The 15,159-nt window shown below is 65.2% G+C and carries 17 protein-coding genes; 12 read left to right on the top strand and 5 right to left on the bottom strand.

Going from position 1 to position 15,159, the window contains the following annotated elements:
* Nucleotides 1–5 precede the first annotated feature (5 nt).
* The gene (locus AC0L27_RS08860) at nucleotides 6–1,052 is read right to left on the bottom strand and encodes an ABC transporter substrate-binding protein (RefSeq protein WP_354207801.1); all 1,047 of its coding nucleotides are present in this window, start codon (nucleotides 1,050–1,052) and stop codon (nucleotides 6–8) included.
* Between the two features lie 228 nt (nucleotides 1,053–1,280).
* On the opposite strand from AC0L27_RS08860, the gene AC0L27_RS08855 reads away from it, so the two are divergent.
* From AC0L27_RS08855 to AC0L27_RS08825, 7 genes are all read left to right on the top strand, one after another.
* The gene (locus AC0L27_RS08855; protein WP_473318667.1) at nucleotides 1,281–1,649 is read left to right on the top strand and encodes a hypothetical protein; all 369 of its coding nucleotides are present in this window, start codon (nucleotides 1,281–1,283) and stop codon (nucleotides 1,647–1,649) included.
* Nucleotides 1,650–1,764: 115 nt separating this feature from the next.
* Nucleotides 1,765–2,169: a phosphoribosyl-ATP diphosphatase gene (gene hisE, locus AC0L27_RS08850; protein ID WP_275170876.1), complete on the top strand. Its 405-nt coding sequence runs from the start codon at nucleotides 1,765–1,767 to the stop codon at nucleotides 2,167–2,169.
* Nucleotides 2,170–2,214: 45 nt separating this feature from the next.
* Nucleotides 2,215–2,817 (top strand): YqaA family protein, encoded by a 603-nt coding sequence (locus tag AC0L27_RS08845; protein ID WP_275170877.1) that lies wholly within the window; start codon nucleotides 2,215–2,217, stop codon nucleotides 2,815–2,817.
* Between the two features lie 47 nt (nucleotides 2,818–2,864).
* Nucleotides 2,865–3,401, top strand: coding sequence for a hypothetical protein (locus tag AC0L27_RS08840; RefSeq protein WP_354207804.1), 537 nt, complete (start codon nucleotides 2,865–2,867; stop codon nucleotides 3,399–3,401).
* 30 nt (nucleotides 3,402–3,431) lie between these two features.
* On the top strand, nucleotides 3,432–4,832 hold the full coding sequence (locus AC0L27_RS08835; protein WP_354207806.1) for an aspartate ammonia-lyase: 1,401 nt from the start codon (nucleotides 3,432–3,434) through the stop codon (nucleotides 4,830–4,832).
* 150 nt (nucleotides 4,833–4,982) lie between these two features.
* Nucleotides 4,983–5,951, top strand: coding sequence for an NAD(P)H-dependent flavin oxidoreductase (locus AC0L27_RS08830; RefSeq protein ID WP_106941069.1), 969 nt, complete (start codon nucleotides 4,983–4,985; stop codon nucleotides 5,949–5,951).
* A gap of 90 nt (nucleotides 5,952–6,041) precedes the next feature.
* Complete coding sequence (locus AC0L27_RS08825; RefSeq protein ID WP_275170881.1) at nucleotides 6,042–6,815, top strand: thioesterase family protein; 774 nt, start codon at nucleotides 6,042–6,044, stop codon at nucleotides 6,813–6,815.
* 37 nt (nucleotides 6,816–6,852) lie between these two features.
* Here the strand turns inward: AC0L27_RS08825 and AC0L27_RS08820 are convergent, their stop codons facing one another.
* Nucleotides 6,853–8,415, bottom strand: a complete 1,563-nt coding sequence (locus AC0L27_RS08820) for an AMP-binding protein (RefSeq protein ID WP_473318657.1) — start codon at nucleotides 8,413–8,415, stop codon at nucleotides 6,853–6,855.
* Nucleotides 8,416–8,523: 108 nt separating this feature from the next.
* On the opposite strand from AC0L27_RS08820, the gene AC0L27_RS08815 reads away from it, so the two are divergent.
* The 4 genes from AC0L27_RS08815 to AC0L27_RS08800 all read left to right on the top strand — a co-directional run bounded on the left by AC0L27_RS08815 (nucleotide 8,524) and on the right by AC0L27_RS08800 (nucleotide 11,503).
* Entirely contained in the window at nucleotides 8,524–9,498 is a 975-nt protein-coding gene (locus AC0L27_RS08815) for an NAD(P)H-dependent flavin oxidoreductase (protein ID WP_275170883.1), read from the top strand.
* A gap of 137 nt (nucleotides 9,499–9,635) precedes the next feature.
* Nucleotides 9,636–9,884 carry a hypothetical protein gene (locus AC0L27_RS08810; protein WP_018453152.1) on the top strand — a complete coding sequence of 83 codons (249 nt, stop codon included), beginning with the start codon at nucleotides 9,636–9,638 and terminating at the stop codon, nucleotides 9,882–9,884.
* A gap of 132 nt (nucleotides 9,885–10,016) precedes the next feature.
* Complete coding sequence (locus AC0L27_RS08805) at nucleotides 10,017–10,727, top strand: hypothetical protein (protein WP_275170884.1); 711 nt, start codon at nucleotides 10,017–10,019, stop codon at nucleotides 10,725–10,727.
* Between the two features lie 86 nt (nucleotides 10,728–10,813).
* Complete coding sequence (locus AC0L27_RS08800; RefSeq protein WP_275170885.1) at nucleotides 10,814–11,503, top strand: hypothetical protein; 690 nt, start codon at nucleotides 10,814–10,816, stop codon at nucleotides 11,501–11,503.
* Nucleotides 11,504–11,610: 107 nt separating this feature from the next.
* Here the strand turns inward: AC0L27_RS08800 and AC0L27_RS08795 are convergent, their stop codons facing one another.
* Nucleotides 11,611–11,835, bottom strand: coding sequence for a cysteine rich repeat-containing protein (locus AC0L27_RS08795; RefSeq protein ID WP_007597470.1), 225 nt, complete (start codon nucleotides 11,833–11,835; stop codon nucleotides 11,611–11,613).
* A 235-nt stretch (nucleotides 11,836–12,070) separates the two neighbouring features.
* On the opposite strand from AC0L27_RS08795, the gene AC0L27_RS08790 reads away from it, so the two are divergent.
* Nucleotides 12,071–12,352: a hypothetical protein gene (locus tag AC0L27_RS08790; protein ID WP_354207812.1), complete on the top strand. Its 282-nt coding sequence runs from the start codon at nucleotides 12,071–12,073 to the stop codon at nucleotides 12,350–12,352.
* Nucleotides 12,353–12,469: 117 nt separating this feature from the next.
* Here AC0L27_RS08790 and AC0L27_RS08785 read toward each other — a convergent pair whose 3' ends face one another.
* Together AC0L27_RS08785 and AC0L27_RS08780 are read right to left on the bottom strand one after the other, a co-directional pair.
* Nucleotides 12,470–14,407, bottom strand: coding sequence for an ATP-binding protein (locus AC0L27_RS08785; protein ID WP_275170886.1), 1,938 nt, complete (start codon nucleotides 14,405–14,407; stop codon nucleotides 12,470–12,472).
* Nucleotides 14,404–15,087: a response regulator transcription factor gene (locus AC0L27_RS08780; RefSeq protein ID WP_354255892.1), complete on the bottom strand. Its 684-nt coding sequence runs from the start codon at nucleotides 15,085–15,087 to the stop codon at nucleotides 14,404–14,406. Before AC0L27_RS08780 ends, AC0L27_RS08785 begins: the two co-directional genes overlap by 4 nt.
* Between the last annotated feature and the right edge of the window lie 72 nt (nucleotides 15,088–15,159).

The raw sequence follows: 15,159 nt of genomic DNA, 5'->3' as shown, positions 1-15,159 counted from the left end.
TTTGCTCAGTTGATCAACCGCCCTGCGACTGGCGGCAAGAACCCGCCGTCGAAGATGTCGCCCGCCGCCGGCCGTTTGCGGAATTTGAAATCCTGCCCGATCTGGTCGATCGAGCGATCCATGCGCGCCGGGTCGATGTCGCCGAGGCCGTTGCGACGGACCTCGTCAGTCAGGATGTTGTCGACGAGGACGGTGCGCAGGCGCTCCAGCTCAAGATCGCGGTCGCCGTCGTCGATGCGGCTCGCGGCCTCGCCCGCCGCGCGCGCCGGATCCTTGACGGTCGCGTTGATGCCGGCGATCAATGCGCGGACGAATCCCTTCACGGTGTCCGGCTTGGCCGCGGCGAAAGCCGGGTTGACCACGACGGCAAAGCCATAGGCCTCGCAACCATAGTCGGCATAGCGAAGCGTGACGAGATCGTCGCCCGGCACGCCGCGGTCGCGCAGGTTCACTGCCGAGAGATAGCTGAAGCCGGCGACGGCATCGACCTGTCCCGCGGAGAGGATCGGCTCGCGCACCGCGGCGCTGATCTTGTGGAATTTCACGTGAGCCGTGTCGATGCCGTTCTGCTGCGCCAATGCCGGCCATAGCCGCATCGACAGATCGCTATCGGCAACGCCGACGGTCTTGCCGTCCAGGTCGGGAAGGAGGTGGATGCCACGACTCCTTCGGGCGATGATCGCGTAGGCCGCGCGGTTGAACAGCACGAACACCGCCTTGACCGGTGTCGCATCCTTGTCGCGGAAGCGGATCAGCTCGTTGATGTCGACCAGCGCGAGCTCGCTGTCGCCCTTGGCGACGCGCGCAAGCGCCTCCGGCGATCCGGCCGCGCTGCTGAAGGAGACGTTGAGACGTTCGGCGCCGAAGCTGCCGTCCTTTGCGGCAAGAAAGAACGGCGCCATGCTCGCATCGATCGGGCGGTCGAAGGTGAAGTGGATCGCAATGGAAGGCACGGCGGTCTCGGCCGCCGAGACATCGCGCGCCGTCAGCGCGGCAAGCAAGATTGCAAGGGCCGGCAGGCAGCGAAGGGCAGTGGTCCTGAATCCGAACATCAGTCGCGCCGGTCCCGCATTGTTGTGGTTTCGTCACGCTCGCAGCGCCGGCGGGCATAGCAGTCTGTTTGCGCCAATATGAACGGCGGATGAGCGGCGGTTGCGTCACGATCACGCAACCCCGTTCAGCTTGTGTTGGGGGAGGGGAACCCAACATGGGATGCGGGTGTTTGAGAGACACGAGCCTGTCATCAGGCACCATTCGAGGTCCCAAGGAGGGTCCAGGACATGTTTGATAGATTTTCGGGATTTGCCGGCCGTAAGGCCGTTCTCGCTACCACCGCGGTGCTGGCGCTGGCCGCAATGGCTCCGACCGCTTCATACGCGGGCGGCCGTCATTGGCATGGTGGCGGCGGCGCGGCCTTTGCCGGCGCAGCCATTGCCGGTGCTATCGGCACCGGCCTCGCAATCGCAGCGACCCGTGACGCCTACGCTTATGATGCTCCTGCCTATTACGGCGGCGGCCCGGTCTACTACGACGACGGTCCGGTCTATTACGGCGGCGACTCGTATATCGGTCCGCGCCCGTATCACCGTTGCGGCGGCCCATACCAGTCCGCGCAGGGCGGCCAAGGTAACCTTTCGACTTGCTACTAGCTTTGGCTAGCAAGGTTTGACCAGCCGGCCGTCGCGCTTGCCGCGACGGCCGGCTTTTTGCTTTTGTTGTCGTGCGTTAACGTCCCCGCTATGGGTTTAGAGTAGCTTTGCGTACATGAGTGATTCGCTTGAGCGGCTATATCTGGCTGTGCTCGCGGCCAAAGATCTCGATCCGGCAACATCGCGTACGGCCCGGCTGTTTCAGCGTGGGCCGTCCAAAATGGCGAAAAAACTGGCCGAAGAGGCCATCGAGGTCGTCATCGATGCGGTCAATGGCGACACCGAGGCCGTGGTCCGGGAAAGCGCCGATCTGCTCTACAATCTCACCGTGCTGTGGGCCTCGGCCGGCGTGCGCCCCGAGGACGTCTGGCGCGAGATGACGCGGCGTGAAGACATGCTCGGCATCGCGGAGAAACTGCCGAAATCGGCGATGAAGCTGCCCAAAGTTGCGTCACCGCGCGTCGCCGCCAGGCGGCCTATCGTCGCGCTCGAAGGCCGCACCGCCCGCAAGCGCCACTAGTATTGGTACAAATCGGTCCCATCTCGGCATGGACAAATCCGTCCCATGGTGCTTCATCGCGGCGCCATGCTGAAACGTATCTACGACTGGTGCATCGACGCCGCTCACAAGCCTTACGCGCTCTGGATCATGGGCGCCGTGGCTTTCGCTGAAAGCTCCTTCTTTCCCGTCCCCCCGGACGTGATGCTGATCCCGATGTCACTGGCGCGCCCGCAGCGCGCCTGGGTCTATGCGGCGATCTGCACTGCGACGTCGGTGTTGGGCGGCCTGTTGGGCTACGCCATCGGTGCGCTGCTCTTCGACTCGGTCGGCCATTGGCTGATCGAGGTCTATGGCCTCGGCGGCAAGGTCGACGCCTTCCGCGCCTCCTATGCCGAATGGGGCGCCGTGATCATCCTGCTCAAGGGCCTGACACCGATCCCCTACAAGCTCGTGACCATCACGTCCGGCTTTGCCGGCTACAATATCGGGCTCTTCATCCTGTGCTCGATCGTGGCGCGTGGCGGGCGTTTCTTTATCGTTGCGATCCTGCTCAACCGCTACGGCGACTGGATCCGGGTCAGGATCGAGAAGCATCTCGGATTGGTGGTGGCAATCGGCGCTGCGGTGCTCGTGCTCGGCTTTGTCGTCGCCGTCAAATTGATCTAACCCCAAGGCGCTTTGCCACCGCGCCAGGTTCGGCTACGGTTGGCGCCATGATGCTTCCATCCGGCCTTCCGGTCCAGCGACTGGGGACGCTGACATTTGCGGTGCTTTCGCTCCTGCTGGGTACCGGTGGTACCGGATGGCCGCAATCCGCGCCGCCGGCGCTCGGCTTGCAGGAGCAAGGACAGCAGGCCGCACCGGCGCCCTCGACAGCTCCTTCGTCGCCGCCGGCGCATGAGGAAAATCCCGGGCTGATCAACGAAATGGGCAAGCTGTTTGACAAGCTGCCTTCGATCCTGCCGCCGATCAAAAGCCCGAGTGAGACCATGAACGATTTGTCGCGCCTGGCGAAGCCGTCGACCATGGTGTCGGGACGCGTAGCTTGTCCGGCCTCGTCGAACGGCGCGCCCGACTGCAAGCTCGCCGCCGACAAACTCTGCCAGAGCAAGGGCTACACGGAAGGCAAGAGCCTGAATGCCGACTCCGCGGAAAAGTGCTCGGCCAAGGTTCTGATCCCGGGCAGGCAACGCAAACCGGATGACTGCCGCACGGATACCTTCGTCACCAGCGCGCTGTGTCAGAACTGAGGACGTCGCGCGAGCAAGCAAGGAGCGCCTATGAGCCGCACGGAGCAGGACTTCCTCGGACAGCGTGAGATCGCCGACGACATCTATTACGGCGTCCAGACCATCCGCGGGAAGGAGAACTTCCACATCACCGGCATTCCGATGAACCAGGAGCCTTACTTCGTGAAGGCGCTTGGTTACGTCAAGAAAGCCGCCGCCATGGCCAACCGCGATCTCGGCGCGGTGGACGCCAAAGTCGCGGACGCCATCATCGTGGGCTGCGATCGCGTCATCGCCGGCGATATGATGGACCAGTTCGTCACCGACTTCATCCAGGGCGGGGCCGGCACCTCCACCAACATGAACGCCAACGAGGTGATCGCCAATCTCGCGCTGGAATCGCTCGGCTTTGCGAAGGGCGACTACCAGCACGTCAGCCCCAACGATCACGTCAATTACGGCCAGTCGACCAACGACACCTATCCGACCGCCTTTCGGCTGGCGCTGATCCTTCGGCTCGAGAGCTACATGACGGCGCTGCGTCAGCTCCAGGAGGCGTTCTTCGCCAAGGGCAGGGAGTTCGATCGCGTGCTGAAGATGGGGCGCACCCATTTGCAGGACGCGGTGCCGATGTCACTCGGCGCCGAATTCCGCGGTTGGGGCACCACCATGGGCGAGGAGGTCGATCGCATCTCCGAGGCCCGCGCGCTGCTGCGCGAGATCAATCTCGGCGCCACCGCGATCGGTACCTCCGTCACCGCGGCGCACGGCTATCCCAAGCTCGCGGTCCGGCATCTGAGCGCGCTCACCGGTGTCGACTTCATCCTTGCAGGCGACCTCGTCGAGGCGACGTCGGATACCGGCGCCTATGTGCAGCTCTCCGGCGTCCTCAAGCGCACCGCGAGCAAGCTGACGAAGATCTGCAACGACATCCGCCTGCTCGCCTCCGGCCCGCGTGCCGGCTTCAACGAGATCAACCTGCCGCAGCTTCAGCCGGGCTCCTCGATCATGCCCGGCAAGGTCAATCCTGTGATCCCCGAGGTCGTCAACCAGACCAGCTTCCTCGTGATCGGGCTCGACACCACCGTGACGCTCGCGGCATCCGCGGGTCAGCTCCAGCTCAACGTGATGGAGCCGGTGATCTCGTTCGCGCTGTTCTTCTCGATCCGCACCATGGAGCGCGCGGTCAACAGCCTGCGCGAGAACTGTGTCATCGGCATCACTGCCAATGCTGAGCATACCCGCAACATGGTGCTGAACTCGTTGGGTATCGTTACGGTGCTGAAGCCGCTGCTCGGCTACAAGCAATGCGCCGAGATCGCGCGCGAGGGCTACAAGAGCGGCAAGTCGCTGCACCAGATCGTCGTGGTCGAGCGCAAGCTGCTGACTCAAGAGAAATGGGACGAGATGTTCTCGTTCGAGCGGCTGATCAATCCGGATTTGATTGCGTGATGGCGTCGTCCCGCGCTGAATTCCGCGCGTTGGAATTGCGGTAACGGCGTCCCTCCACGGCGCCAAAACGCAATACTTGACAGTGGAAAGATTGCCTTGTTGGTATGGCCCCCAATTTCGATGTGACCGCCAAAAGAGGATCGTCTCGCAATGTCCATGCCTGCCTTGTTCAAGGGACGCCTGTCGATCCCCGTGATCGGTTCGCCGCTCTTCATCATCTCGGTGCCCGATCTCGTGATCGCGCAGTGCAAGGCTGGCGTGGTCGGCTCGTTCCCCTCGCTGAACGCGCGGCCGCCGGAGCTGCTTGACGAGTGGCTGGCGCGCATCACCGAAGAGCTCGCGGCCTATGACCGCGCGCATCCCGACAAGCCGTCGGCACCGTTTGCGGTCAACCAGATCGTGCACAAGTCGAACAACCGGCTCGACCACGACATGCAGCTCTGCGCCAAGTACAAGGTGCCGATGATCATCTCGTCGCTCGGCGCGCGCGAGGAGCTCAATCAGGCGGTGCACGGCTGGGGCGGCATCGTCTTCCACGATGTGATCAACCAGAAGTTTGCGCACAAGGCGATCGAGAAGGGCGCCGACGGCCTGATCCTGGTCGCGGCGGGCGCCGGCGGCCATGCCGGCACGATCTCGCCCTTGGCGTTCGTCGCCGAGACACGAAAATGGTTCGACGGCCCGATCGCGCTGTCGGGCGCGATCGGCAACGGCAAGGCGATCCGCGCCGCGCGCATTCTCGGCGCCGACTTTGCCTATATCGGCTCGGCCTTCATCGCCACCAAGGAAGCTAATGCGGTTGAGAAATACAAGGAGATGATCGCGGGCGCGACGGCCGACGACATCGTCTATTCCAACCTCTTCACCGGCGTGCACGGCAACTATCTGAAGCCGTCGATCCTCGCCGCCGGTATGGATCCGGAGAACCTGCCGACCTCCGATCCCTCCAAGATGAACTTCGGCACCGACGCCTCCGGCGAGCGCGCCAAGCCAAAAGCCTGGAAGGAGATCTGGGGTTCGGGCCAGGGCGTCGGCAGCATCGACGGCATCGTGCCAGCCGCCGAAATGATCGCGCGCTTCAAGAAGGAATACGACGAGGCGGTCGATCCGCCGTTGTGAACTTAGTCGTCCCGGCCTAGTGCGCAATTGCGCACGGGGGGCCGGGACGACAGCTCTTGCTGAGCGCCGGATGTGCATCACGGAGAAACGATGACCCCCATCTACCGCGTCGACGGCGACAGCGTCGTCACCAGCCCGGATGCTGCGGGCCCGTGGGACCGGCGTATGCAGCACGGTTCGGCGCCGGCCTCGCTGGTGACGTGGGCGGCTGAGCGCATTCCGACGCCTGTCACGATGGACATCGCGCGCGTCACCATCGATCTGATGCGCCCGGTGCCGGTGGCGCCGCTCACGATCGCGACCGAGATCTTGCGCGAGGGCCGGAAGATCCAGCTCTGCGGGGTCAAGCTGCTCGCCGATGGCGTACAGGTGGTCGGCGCCACCGTGCTCAAGATCAAGCGCCAGGCGCTGACGCTGCCCGAGGACGTCAAGGCGCTGCCGGTTACGCTGCCGTCACCGGAGGACTCGCTGCTCGAGGACGGTCATGCCGCTACCAGCCCGTTCGTACGTTCAGTCTCGATGCGCGCCGCGCGCGGCCGCTTCGGGCAAGCCGGTGCCGGCGCAATCTGGTTTCGCGTCGATCATCCCTTGATCGCGGGCGAAACGCTGTCGCAGGCGATGCGCGCCGTGGTCGCGGCCGATTTTTCCAACGGCACCGCTTCGACGCTCGACTTCCGCGCCTGGACCTACATCAACGCTGATCTCACCGTGAGCTTTGCGCGCCAGCCGGTCGGCGAATGGATCCTGCTCGACGGTGATTCCTGGATCGGCCCCGATGGTGTCGGGCTTGCGATGTCACGGCTGGCGGACCGGACGGGGTATTTTGGCCGCGCGGTGCAGAGCCTGGTGATCGAGAAGCGGTGAGGGGCGGCCTGAGACTGCGTGGCGTCCCGGGCAGGAGCTACCCCACCATCCGGTCCCGCCCGCTCCAGAATTCCCCGCGCAGCACTTTCTTGTCGACCTTGCCGACGCCGGTCATCGGCAAGTGCCTGACGAACTTGATCTGCTTGGGCGCGTGAGCCGAGCCCTTTCGCGTCCTCACCATGCTGATCAGCTCATCGGCATCGGGCGTAGCGCCCTCACGCGGCACGACGACGGCCGTAACGGCCTCACCCCATTTCTCGTCGGGGATGCCGACGACCGCAACCATGGCCACATCGGCGTGCTGTGACAGCACGTCCTCGATTTCCCGCGGAAAGATGTTGAAGCCGCCGGAGACGATCATGTCCTTCTTGCGGTCAAGGATGAACATGTAACCGCGTTCGTCCTTGCGCGCGATGTCGCCGGTATGGACCCATCCGTTCTTGAGCGTCTCGGCGGTGGTGTCGGGCCGCTTCCAGTACTCCGCCATCGCATGCGGGGCGCGCACGAAGATCTCGCCGGCTTCGCCCGTCTTCACCTCCTGATCGTTGTCGTCGAGGATCCGGACCTCGCAGGCCGCGATCGGGAAGCCGCAGGACAGGAACAGTTCGGGCGCCTTGGGATCGTGATCCGCCTTGCGCAGCACCGAGATTGGATAGCATTCGGTCTGGCCGTAAAGCTGTGAGAACACCGGCCCGATTCGTTCGATGCCCTCGATCAGCCGGCTCGGCGACATCGCGGAGGCGCCGTAGAGCACCAGCTCGAGCGAGGAGAGGTCGGTCCTGCTCAATGCGGGATGATCGAGCAGCACATAGATCATGGTCGGCACGAACAGCGTGAAGTTGATGCGCTCGCGCGCGATCGTCGCCAGTACCGCCTCGGGATCAAAACCCTTCAGCATGTGCACGGTGCCGCCCCGCATCAGGGTCGGCAGCACCTTCGTGCCGGCGACATGGCTGATCGGTGCCACCGCGAGGTAGCGCGCGCCATCGGGGATCTCGAAGTCGGCGAGGATCGCGGCCGCGGCCCCGGCATTTTCGCGGTGGTAGCGCAACGCGCCCTTGGATTTGCCGGTCGTGCCACCGGTGTAATTCAGCGTGGAGAGATCGTCGGGGCCGGCGAGGCATTGCGCGCTGGCATGGCCTTCGATCTCGATCGCCTGCAAGAGATCGACGCCATAGTCGGCCGGTCCCACGGTGAAGACCGCCTTGAGCCAGCCCGCCTGCGCGGCGAGCTCGCCGCCGCGATCGCGGAAGGCGGCCGCATCGACCACCAGCACCTCGGCCTCGGAATCCTCGAGCTGGAACAATTGGTCTCCCTGCGACCCCAAAGGATGCAGCCAGGTGACGCAGAGCCGCGACAATTGCGCGGCGACGCCGGCGCACCAGGTGTCGGCGCGGTTCGCGGTGAGGAAGGCGACCCGCGCGCCGGGCTGCAATCCAAGCCGCATGAACACGCCTTGGATGCGCCCGATCAGGTCGATGGTGCCCTGATAGCTCAGCGATCCGCCGGGCCACGCGAACGCGGTTCGGCCCGGATAGCGCGACAGCGCCCGCAGCGCCTGCGCGCAAGTCGGGGACGATGCGTGGAGCGGATCGGACATATGTTTCCTCGCTGCTTTGTTATCGGCTTCTGGCGTGCCAATGTTTACCGCGACGCTAGCACAGGGAATGCGGGATGGAACGACAAAGCCCGCGCGAGGGAGGCATGCGTGACGTCAGATCGGCTGCAACGTTTCCACGGTCGTCTCGCCCTGCCGCTGATTGCCGCGCCGATGTTTCTGGTATCGGGCGTCGAGCTCATGGTCGCGGCCTGCCGCAACGGCGTGATCGGCAGCTTCCCCAGCGTGAATTGCCGTAGCACCGAACAACTCGATGAATGGCTCACTGACATCGAAGCGCGGCTGCGGCGGCATGAAGATCGAACCGGCCGCAAGGCCGCGCCGCTTTGTCCAAACCTGATCGTGCACCGCTCCAATGCACGGCTGGAGCAGGATCTCGCCGTGTTGCTGCACCACAGGCCGGAGATCGTCATCACCTCGGTCGGCTCCCCCACGCCGGTGCTCAAGCCGTTGCACGATGCCGGCGCATTGGTGCTTGCGGATGTTGCCTCGATCCGCCACGCCGAACGCGCGGCGGAAGCAGGTGCCGATGGACTCGTGCTGCTCACTGCGGGCGCGGGCGGGCAGACCGGCTGGCTCAACCCGTTCGCGTTCGTCCGCGCAGTGCGCGCGTTCTACGATGGCATCATCGTGCTCGCGGGTGGCATCAGCGACGGCCACGCATTGCGCGCGGCCGAAGTGCTCGGCTGCGATCTCGGCTACATGGGCACGAAGTTCATCGCGACCCACGAGAGCATGGCGGACGAGCGTCACAAGCGAATGCTGGTCGACGGCACCGCGGACGACATTCTGCTGACCACCGCGTTCACGGGCCTGCAGACCAGCATGCTGAAGCCGTCGATCGTCGCCGCGGGTCTCGATCCCGACGACCTGCCGGCGCGCGGGTCCATCGACATCGCCAAGGACATCGACGTTACCGCACGGGAGAACCGGCCAAAGCGCTGGCGCGATATCTGGAGCGGTGGGCACTCGACATCCGGCGTGACCGACGTGCTCGCGGTTGACGATCTCGTCGCAGGGACGGTCGCCGAGTATCGAGGGGCGGGTGGCCGCGTCTCCCCGTGAAAATGCGGAGGCCGACAGGGCCAGTCGTCCCATCACAGTTAATCGAGCGCTCCTCCGAAGCCCCCACTTAACGGCAGATTAACCAACCCCCGGCAAGAATCCCCTCAGGCGCCAATCAGGACCGAGAGGGACAGGCGATGGACTTCGACTTTCTCAACGCCAAGACGGCGGCTTCGCTGGACGAAATTCGCGTTCGCGTGGCCCACGCGCTGGCCCGCCACCCGCTATGCCGCAACGTGCGCTTCGACATCGTGAGCGTCCCCCGCACCCGCCGGGGCGGCAATTGGACGGTAGCGCTGCAGTCGGTCGAGCCGCGCGGAGTCTGGGAGGCCTCGGAGATCGTGGCCGACATCCAGGACGCTTATGATCTGGCACTCGCCGCCTGATTTTGTTTATCTTTCCGGGCAATGTCGCTGCAGTCCGCGCGATTGCCGCCGCAATGGCACGGTTAAGCCTTAATTATCGCCCAGTTTCCGGGCAGTGATCACGTGGACTTGAAGCCGGTTGCGGAGAGACGTTTGTCGAAAGCCATCACCATCGTCGTGTTGACCTGCTTCCTCGTCCTCGGCGCCGCCACCACCGCCATTCTCGGCCGCGACAGCGTGCCTAGCGTCAGCGCCGAAATGATCACGCAGGCGCCGGCAGCCAAGCCGCTTGCAACCAATCGGGCCGCCAAGGCCGATCGTCTGGTTCCGACGCTGGCGCTGGCCTCGGCCGCGTTCGACCCGGTCCAGGTTCCTGCCGACAAGCTCTCGCAAATGCCCGTGCTGACCGAGCCGCTGCGCCAGGCGTTTGCCGCCGCCACGCCATCCGATTTCCCGATGCCCAAGGCGAGCGTGAACGAGGCTCCGGCCGCTGCAGAGATTCCTGCCGTCGAAGTCCCGGCCAAGCCGAAGGTCGTCGCCAAGCCGCAGCCGCAGAAATCCTATTCGCTGCTGTCCGACGTGCAGATCGCGGGCATCAGGGACCGTCTGAAGTTGTCGTCGTCGCAGGAATATTACTGGCCGTCGGTCGAGACCGCACTGCGCAACGTTGTCCGCAAGATCTCGGCAAACAAGCTGTCCAATCCGAACGTGCAGGGCGTGCCGATCGATCCCAATTGCGACGAGGTCCAGCAGCTGAAGTCCGCCGCGATGCCGTTGCTGTTCCAGCTGCGTGACGACCAGAAAGAGGAAGTGCGCAAGCTCGCCCGCATCATCGGGCTCGAGAAGGTGGCACAGCAGATCTGACGCGCAAGTTCTTTCCGGAACTGCGCCTGTATCGGGAACATCCGGCAATCGACAAGCGTTGCCCGCTCCAAAGAGGGAGTGGACCAATGCGCGCCTCGACAGCCTATTTCGTCGGTGCAGGAACCATCGTCGCAGCCATCGCCATTGGTCTCGGCGGCGGCATTGTCGCCGGCAATATCATGAATCCGGTCTCGCCCAAGCAGGGGCCTGATACCAGCAAGATTGCGCAGCGCGCCGACGCCAAGCCCGCTACGACGAACGCGCCATCCGAGAGCCTGCAATATCTCACCGGCTCGCAGGCCTTCGGGGCCATGGTGGCCGCGCCAGCGCAGGCCGAAACCAAGCCTGAAGCAAAATCCGAAGCTGTGAAGCCCGACACGCAGGCCACTCAGGCCAACGCTGAACAGACAGTGCAACAGCCTTCGCAAGCGGCCGCGGTGGAGCCGCCGAAACCGGCACCGGCATCGCCTCCGCAAGTCGCAAAGCCTGCCGAGCGACAAGCATCGACAGAGCCGTCATCCACACCCGACAACGCCTATGCCAAGGCCAGGGATTCTGACGTCAAACGCGCCACGTCTGAACGGCGCCGGACGGAGCGCCGTGAGCGGTGGGCCGAGCGCCGCCACTACGATTCCCGCGAGCCGCACGGCATGCGCGACCGCACCGATTGGGACGATGTCGCGCGCAACATCCGCGAGGATTCCGATGCGCGCGATGTCGCCAGCCGGCCGCGCAGCGGTTTCCCGCAGATCAGGCTATTCGGCGACGACGATTAGCATCCATCCTCGCCATCGCGCACGCGCCCAACTTATGACCGGTGCATCGACGTCTATGGCCTGACGGCATTGGCGCCGGCGAGATTTGTGCCGCGGACGGCGACCACTCACCCGCCGTGCGACTCAACGACCTTGCGGCAGCCATCCGAAAGCTTCGACTTGTTCTCGCGTAGGCAGGCATTCATCTGCGGCGGCTTGCCGATGTGTTCGGCGCAGAATTTGCTCGCGTCGCTACGGCAGGTCATCTGCTCCTGTGGCGTCGGACCGGATTGTGCAGCGGCGGTCTGAGCGGTAGCGGCGAGCAGCAGCACGGCAAGAACCGAAATCTTCATAAAGCACCTCCTTGGGAATGTCGTTGGTCCCGCCTGGGATCAAGCGGGCCGGACCATCTCGCGAGGGCCGGGCGCAGGTCCATGCCATGTTCATGGCATCGGCCAGTCCGCCCCGCCGCCGTACCCCCATTTTCATGGCATGTATCAGCGCGCCGTCTTTTGTCATTCAGGCTGCACGTCGGCTGCGAGACCCGGTGATTGCATCGGGACGCCGAACGGGAAGCAGGAGAGCAAGATGTCGAAAAGAGCGGGAGCGCTGAGCGCCGGGCTGACGATTTTGGCGCTGGCAGGTGCGGCGATGGTTTCGCTGGGCACGAGCCCGGCGCAGGCGGTGGTCTATTGCAAGACAGTTGGCATACCCAAGGGCTGCGTGGTGCGGCCGACAGCGGCAGTGGTGGTTGTGCCGGCCGCCGCGGTCGCGGTCGCGACACCCGGGGTCGGTGCGCCCGGTGTCGGCGTGCGCGCAGGCACGCCGATGAATCGCGGTGGTCCGGTCAATCGCGTCGGCGTGCGCTGAGAAAGACGAAAGAGTTCGGGCGAAGGAGCATTGCGGACGAACCCCCCGTCCTCCGCAAGCAAATCATCCGGCCCGTCCCTCTCTCCGCGCGTCCCACACGTTCGGAGAGGGGGCTTTTCAGCCGACGGCGGCATCGCTGTCGGGGAAAATCTGCGGCAATTGTAACCGCACACGCGTGCCTGACGAATCTGAACTCAGATCTAGCGTCGCCCCGCAGCGCGCGGCACGGCTCCTCATGTTGCGAAGGCCTCGCGCGGTCTGGCTCGCGTCGGCGGCCCCGCCGCTGCCGACCGGCGCAGAACGATTCGCAAAGCCCCTGCCGTCATCCGCGATCCTGATCACACCGTACGGTCCCTGACCTTCGTCGACCGTCTCGATGGTGACCGCGATGCGGCGGGCGTCTGCGTGCTTGACTGCATTGGTCACGGCCTCGTCGAGGATGCGCACGATCTGGATGACATGCCATGGCCTGAGCTCGGGATGCAGCGGCAGCCCCTGCGGCGTCGCCACGTGCCAGTCGAGCGCGATGTCGTGCGGTCGCAATTGCGCGGTCGTGCGCTCGCGCCAGGAGCCGAGCGCGAGCATCAGGTCGCCGCCGATGTCGTCCATGGAATCGATGACGAGGCGGAGGTCCTTCAGCGCCGCGCGGGCGGCGTCGGTGATCGTCGCGCCCTCGTGGCCGCGCTCGGACAGTGCCACGATACTGATGAGCTGGCCGCCGAGGCCGTCATGCAGATCGCGCATCAGCCGCGTGCGCTCATTGGCGAGCGCGGCGGCCCGTGCACGCTCCTCCTCGCGGGCAAAGCTCGCCTTCAGCCGCTCCTCGGCCTCGCGAACGCGCGTCACGAGCTGGCCGGCAAAGCTGTCGACCTGGTTCAGCGCGCGCGCGAACCGCCAGGTCAGGCCGGCGCCGATCGCGACCAGCATCGCCGAATAGGACAGGCGCGAGAGGAAGATGCGCTCGTCGGTTACGATCTCGAACACCGACAGCATGTCGTGGACCCAGCAGATCAGCACGATAGTCACCGCGCAGCCGAGCGTGAAGCTTGCCGCGTCCTGCCGCCGCACCACCGCGGCAGCTGTGACACAGGCCATCAGGATCAGGCAGAGCCCGACGGTGGGAATCCCGAGCACGAGAAACAGAATGCGCGGCAGCGGCGGGCCGGCGATCAGCCCGACACCGAACACGATGAGCCCCGGCGTGAACAGCAACATGCCGTAGCGCGGCCAGCGCCAGCCGAAGAACAGCACGCCGAAGACGACGACCAGGGCGCTCTCGATCGGTGCGGACGCGAGCAACACTGCGGCGAGCCGGGAGGTGCTGACGGGGGGCACCGGTGGCGGCGCGAAGGCCTGCACCACGCCGAGTACCATCGCCACGGCCAGCACGCCGTAAACCGGCTCGCGGCGGCGCATCAGCCACATGATCGCCAGGATGACGGCGAGAATCGACTGCCAGGCGGAGAACACCACGGGCAACGTGACGAACATCAGCGTGCGTGTCTCGTAGGCGGGCCGCAAGGCCGTATCCGGCCCGACATAAACGGTGTCGAGAAATCCCTTGAGCGGTCCCCAGACCAACAGCCGCACCGTGATCTCGTTCGCGCCCTCGCGCAGCAGCGAGGACGGGATCGACCCGATCTGCGGGGTGTTGCGGTCGGGCCGGTTGGCATTGGCATCGCGTCGGGAATCCAGGACGACGACGCCGTTGATTGCGACTTCCACCGCGTTGCTGAAGCGCGGCAAGAATACCGACCATCCGGTCGTCCCATCGCTGCGGCGGAACGTGAAGGCGCCGGTGTAGAGCGGCGGGTCGGCCAGGGAATAGCGTGACGACGTGAAATGCGGCAGCGTCACGGGACGCGCCACGCCGTCCTCGCGCAGCGAGAATTCGCTCAATGCAAAGTCGTCGGGGTCGCTGGGCTGGAGCAGCCGCAGCCCGAGGATGGTCGCGACCAATATCAGCGCCTGGAGCAGCAGATAGGGCACGAGCCGCGAGACCAGCAGCCGGCGGCGCGCGGGTTTGACCGGTGCCTTCGCCGCGATCTCGCTCACAGCTTGATCAGGCCCTGCTGGACCGCTTCGAACACCGCTTCGCTGCGGGTGTGCACCTCGAGCTTGCGATAGATGTTCTTGATGTGACCGGGCACGGTCTGCCGGGACAGGCCGAGATGGCTCGCGATCTCGGCGTAGCTGAAACCCTTCGCGATCCCCCAGAGGATGTCGATCTCGCGTGGGGTGAGCCTGGCGGTGTTGAGCGCGGGACCCGGCGGAGGCTCGGCCGCATTCTGCGCGGTACCTTGTGTTCTGCGCACGATGAAGCGAGCGATCGAGGCCGAGATCGGCGAATGACCGGCGACCAGATCGCGCACGGTGGTGGCGATATCCGTGGGGAACGCATCCTTCAGGAGATAGCCGGTGGCGCCGACCGTGATCGCGGAGATCACACTCTCTTCGTCGCCAAGCGCCGAGATCACCATGATCTCGGTGTCGGGAAAGCGTTGCCTTGTCTCGCGGATCAGCTCGACACCGTGGCCGTCGGGCAACCGCAGATCGGTGAGCAGCACGCGCGGCGCACCCTCGCCGAGCCCGGAGCGTGCCTCTGCGAGCGTGCCGGCGCTGCGGACCTCGTAGCCGGCCTTGACCAGCGCGTCGTGGAGCCGCCAGCAGGTCGGCGCGTCGTCCTCGACGAGGAGAATGGTGATGGCTTCACCCGTCTCGCCCTGTTCGGTCATGATCATCGTCCTGCACCGCGTGTCCCCCGCGGCGCAGGGCCAAGTTTAGCCGCGGTGCGGGCGCCGCGACAC

It is taken from the genome of Bradyrhizobium sp. Ken51, assembly GCF_055807435.1.
Note: the sequence above shows the minus strand (reverse complement) of the source record. Positions and strands in the feature narration are given on the sequence as shown.

Excerpts from the sequence above, each read along its gene's own strand:
- AC0L27_RS08860 (WP_354207801.1), bottom strand. The coding sequence starts at position 1,052 with ATGTTCGGATTCAGGACCACTGCCCTTCGCTGCCTGCCGGCCCTTGCA.
- AC0L27_RS08855 (WP_473318667.1), top strand. The coding sequence starts at position 1,281 with ATGTTTGATAGATTTTCGGGATTTGCCGGCCGTAAGGCCGTTCTCGCT.
- hisE (WP_275170876.1), top strand. The coding sequence starts at position 1,765 with ATGAGTGATTCGCTTGAGCGGCTATATCTGGCTGTGCTCGCGGCCAAA.
- AC0L27_RS08845 (WP_275170877.1), top strand. The coding sequence starts at position 2,215 with ATGGTGCTTCATCGCGGCGCCATGCTGAAACGTATCTACGACTGGTGC.
- AC0L27_RS08840 (WP_354207804.1), top strand. The coding sequence starts at position 2,865 with ATGATGCTTCCATCCGGCCTTCCGGTCCAGCGACTGGGGACGCTGACA.
- AC0L27_RS08835 (WP_354207806.1), top strand. The coding sequence starts at position 3,432 with ATGAGCCGCACGGAGCAGGACTTCCTCGGACAGCGTGAGATCGCCGAC.
- AC0L27_RS08830 (WP_106941069.1), top strand. The coding sequence starts at position 4,983 with ATGTCCATGCCTGCCTTGTTCAAGGGACGCCTGTCGATCCCCGTGATC.
- AC0L27_RS08825 (WP_275170881.1), top strand. The coding sequence starts at position 6,042 with ATGACCCCCATCTACCGCGTCGACGGCGACAGCGTCGTCACCAGCCCG.
- AC0L27_RS08820 (WP_473318657.1), bottom strand. The coding sequence starts at position 8,415 with ATGTCCGATCCGCTCCACGCATCGTCCCCGACTTGCGCGCAGGCGCTG.
- AC0L27_RS08810 (WP_018453152.1), top strand. The coding sequence starts at position 9,636 with ATGGACTTCGACTTTCTCAACGCCAAGACGGCGGCTTCGCTGGACGAA.
- AC0L27_RS08800 (WP_275170885.1), top strand. The coding sequence starts at position 10,814 with ATGCGCGCCTCGACAGCCTATTTCGTCGGTGCAGGAACCATCGTCGCA.
- AC0L27_RS08795 (WP_007597470.1), bottom strand. The coding sequence starts at position 11,835 with ATGAAGATTTCGGTTCTTGCCGTGCTGCTGCTCGCCGCTACCGCTCAG.
- AC0L27_RS08790 (WP_354207812.1), top strand. The coding sequence starts at position 12,071 with ATGTCGAAAAGAGCGGGAGCGCTGAGCGCCGGGCTGACGATTTTGGCG.
- AC0L27_RS08780 (WP_354255892.1), bottom strand. The coding sequence starts at position 15,087 with ATGACCGAACAGGGCGAGACGGGTGAAGCCATCACCATTCTCCTCGTC.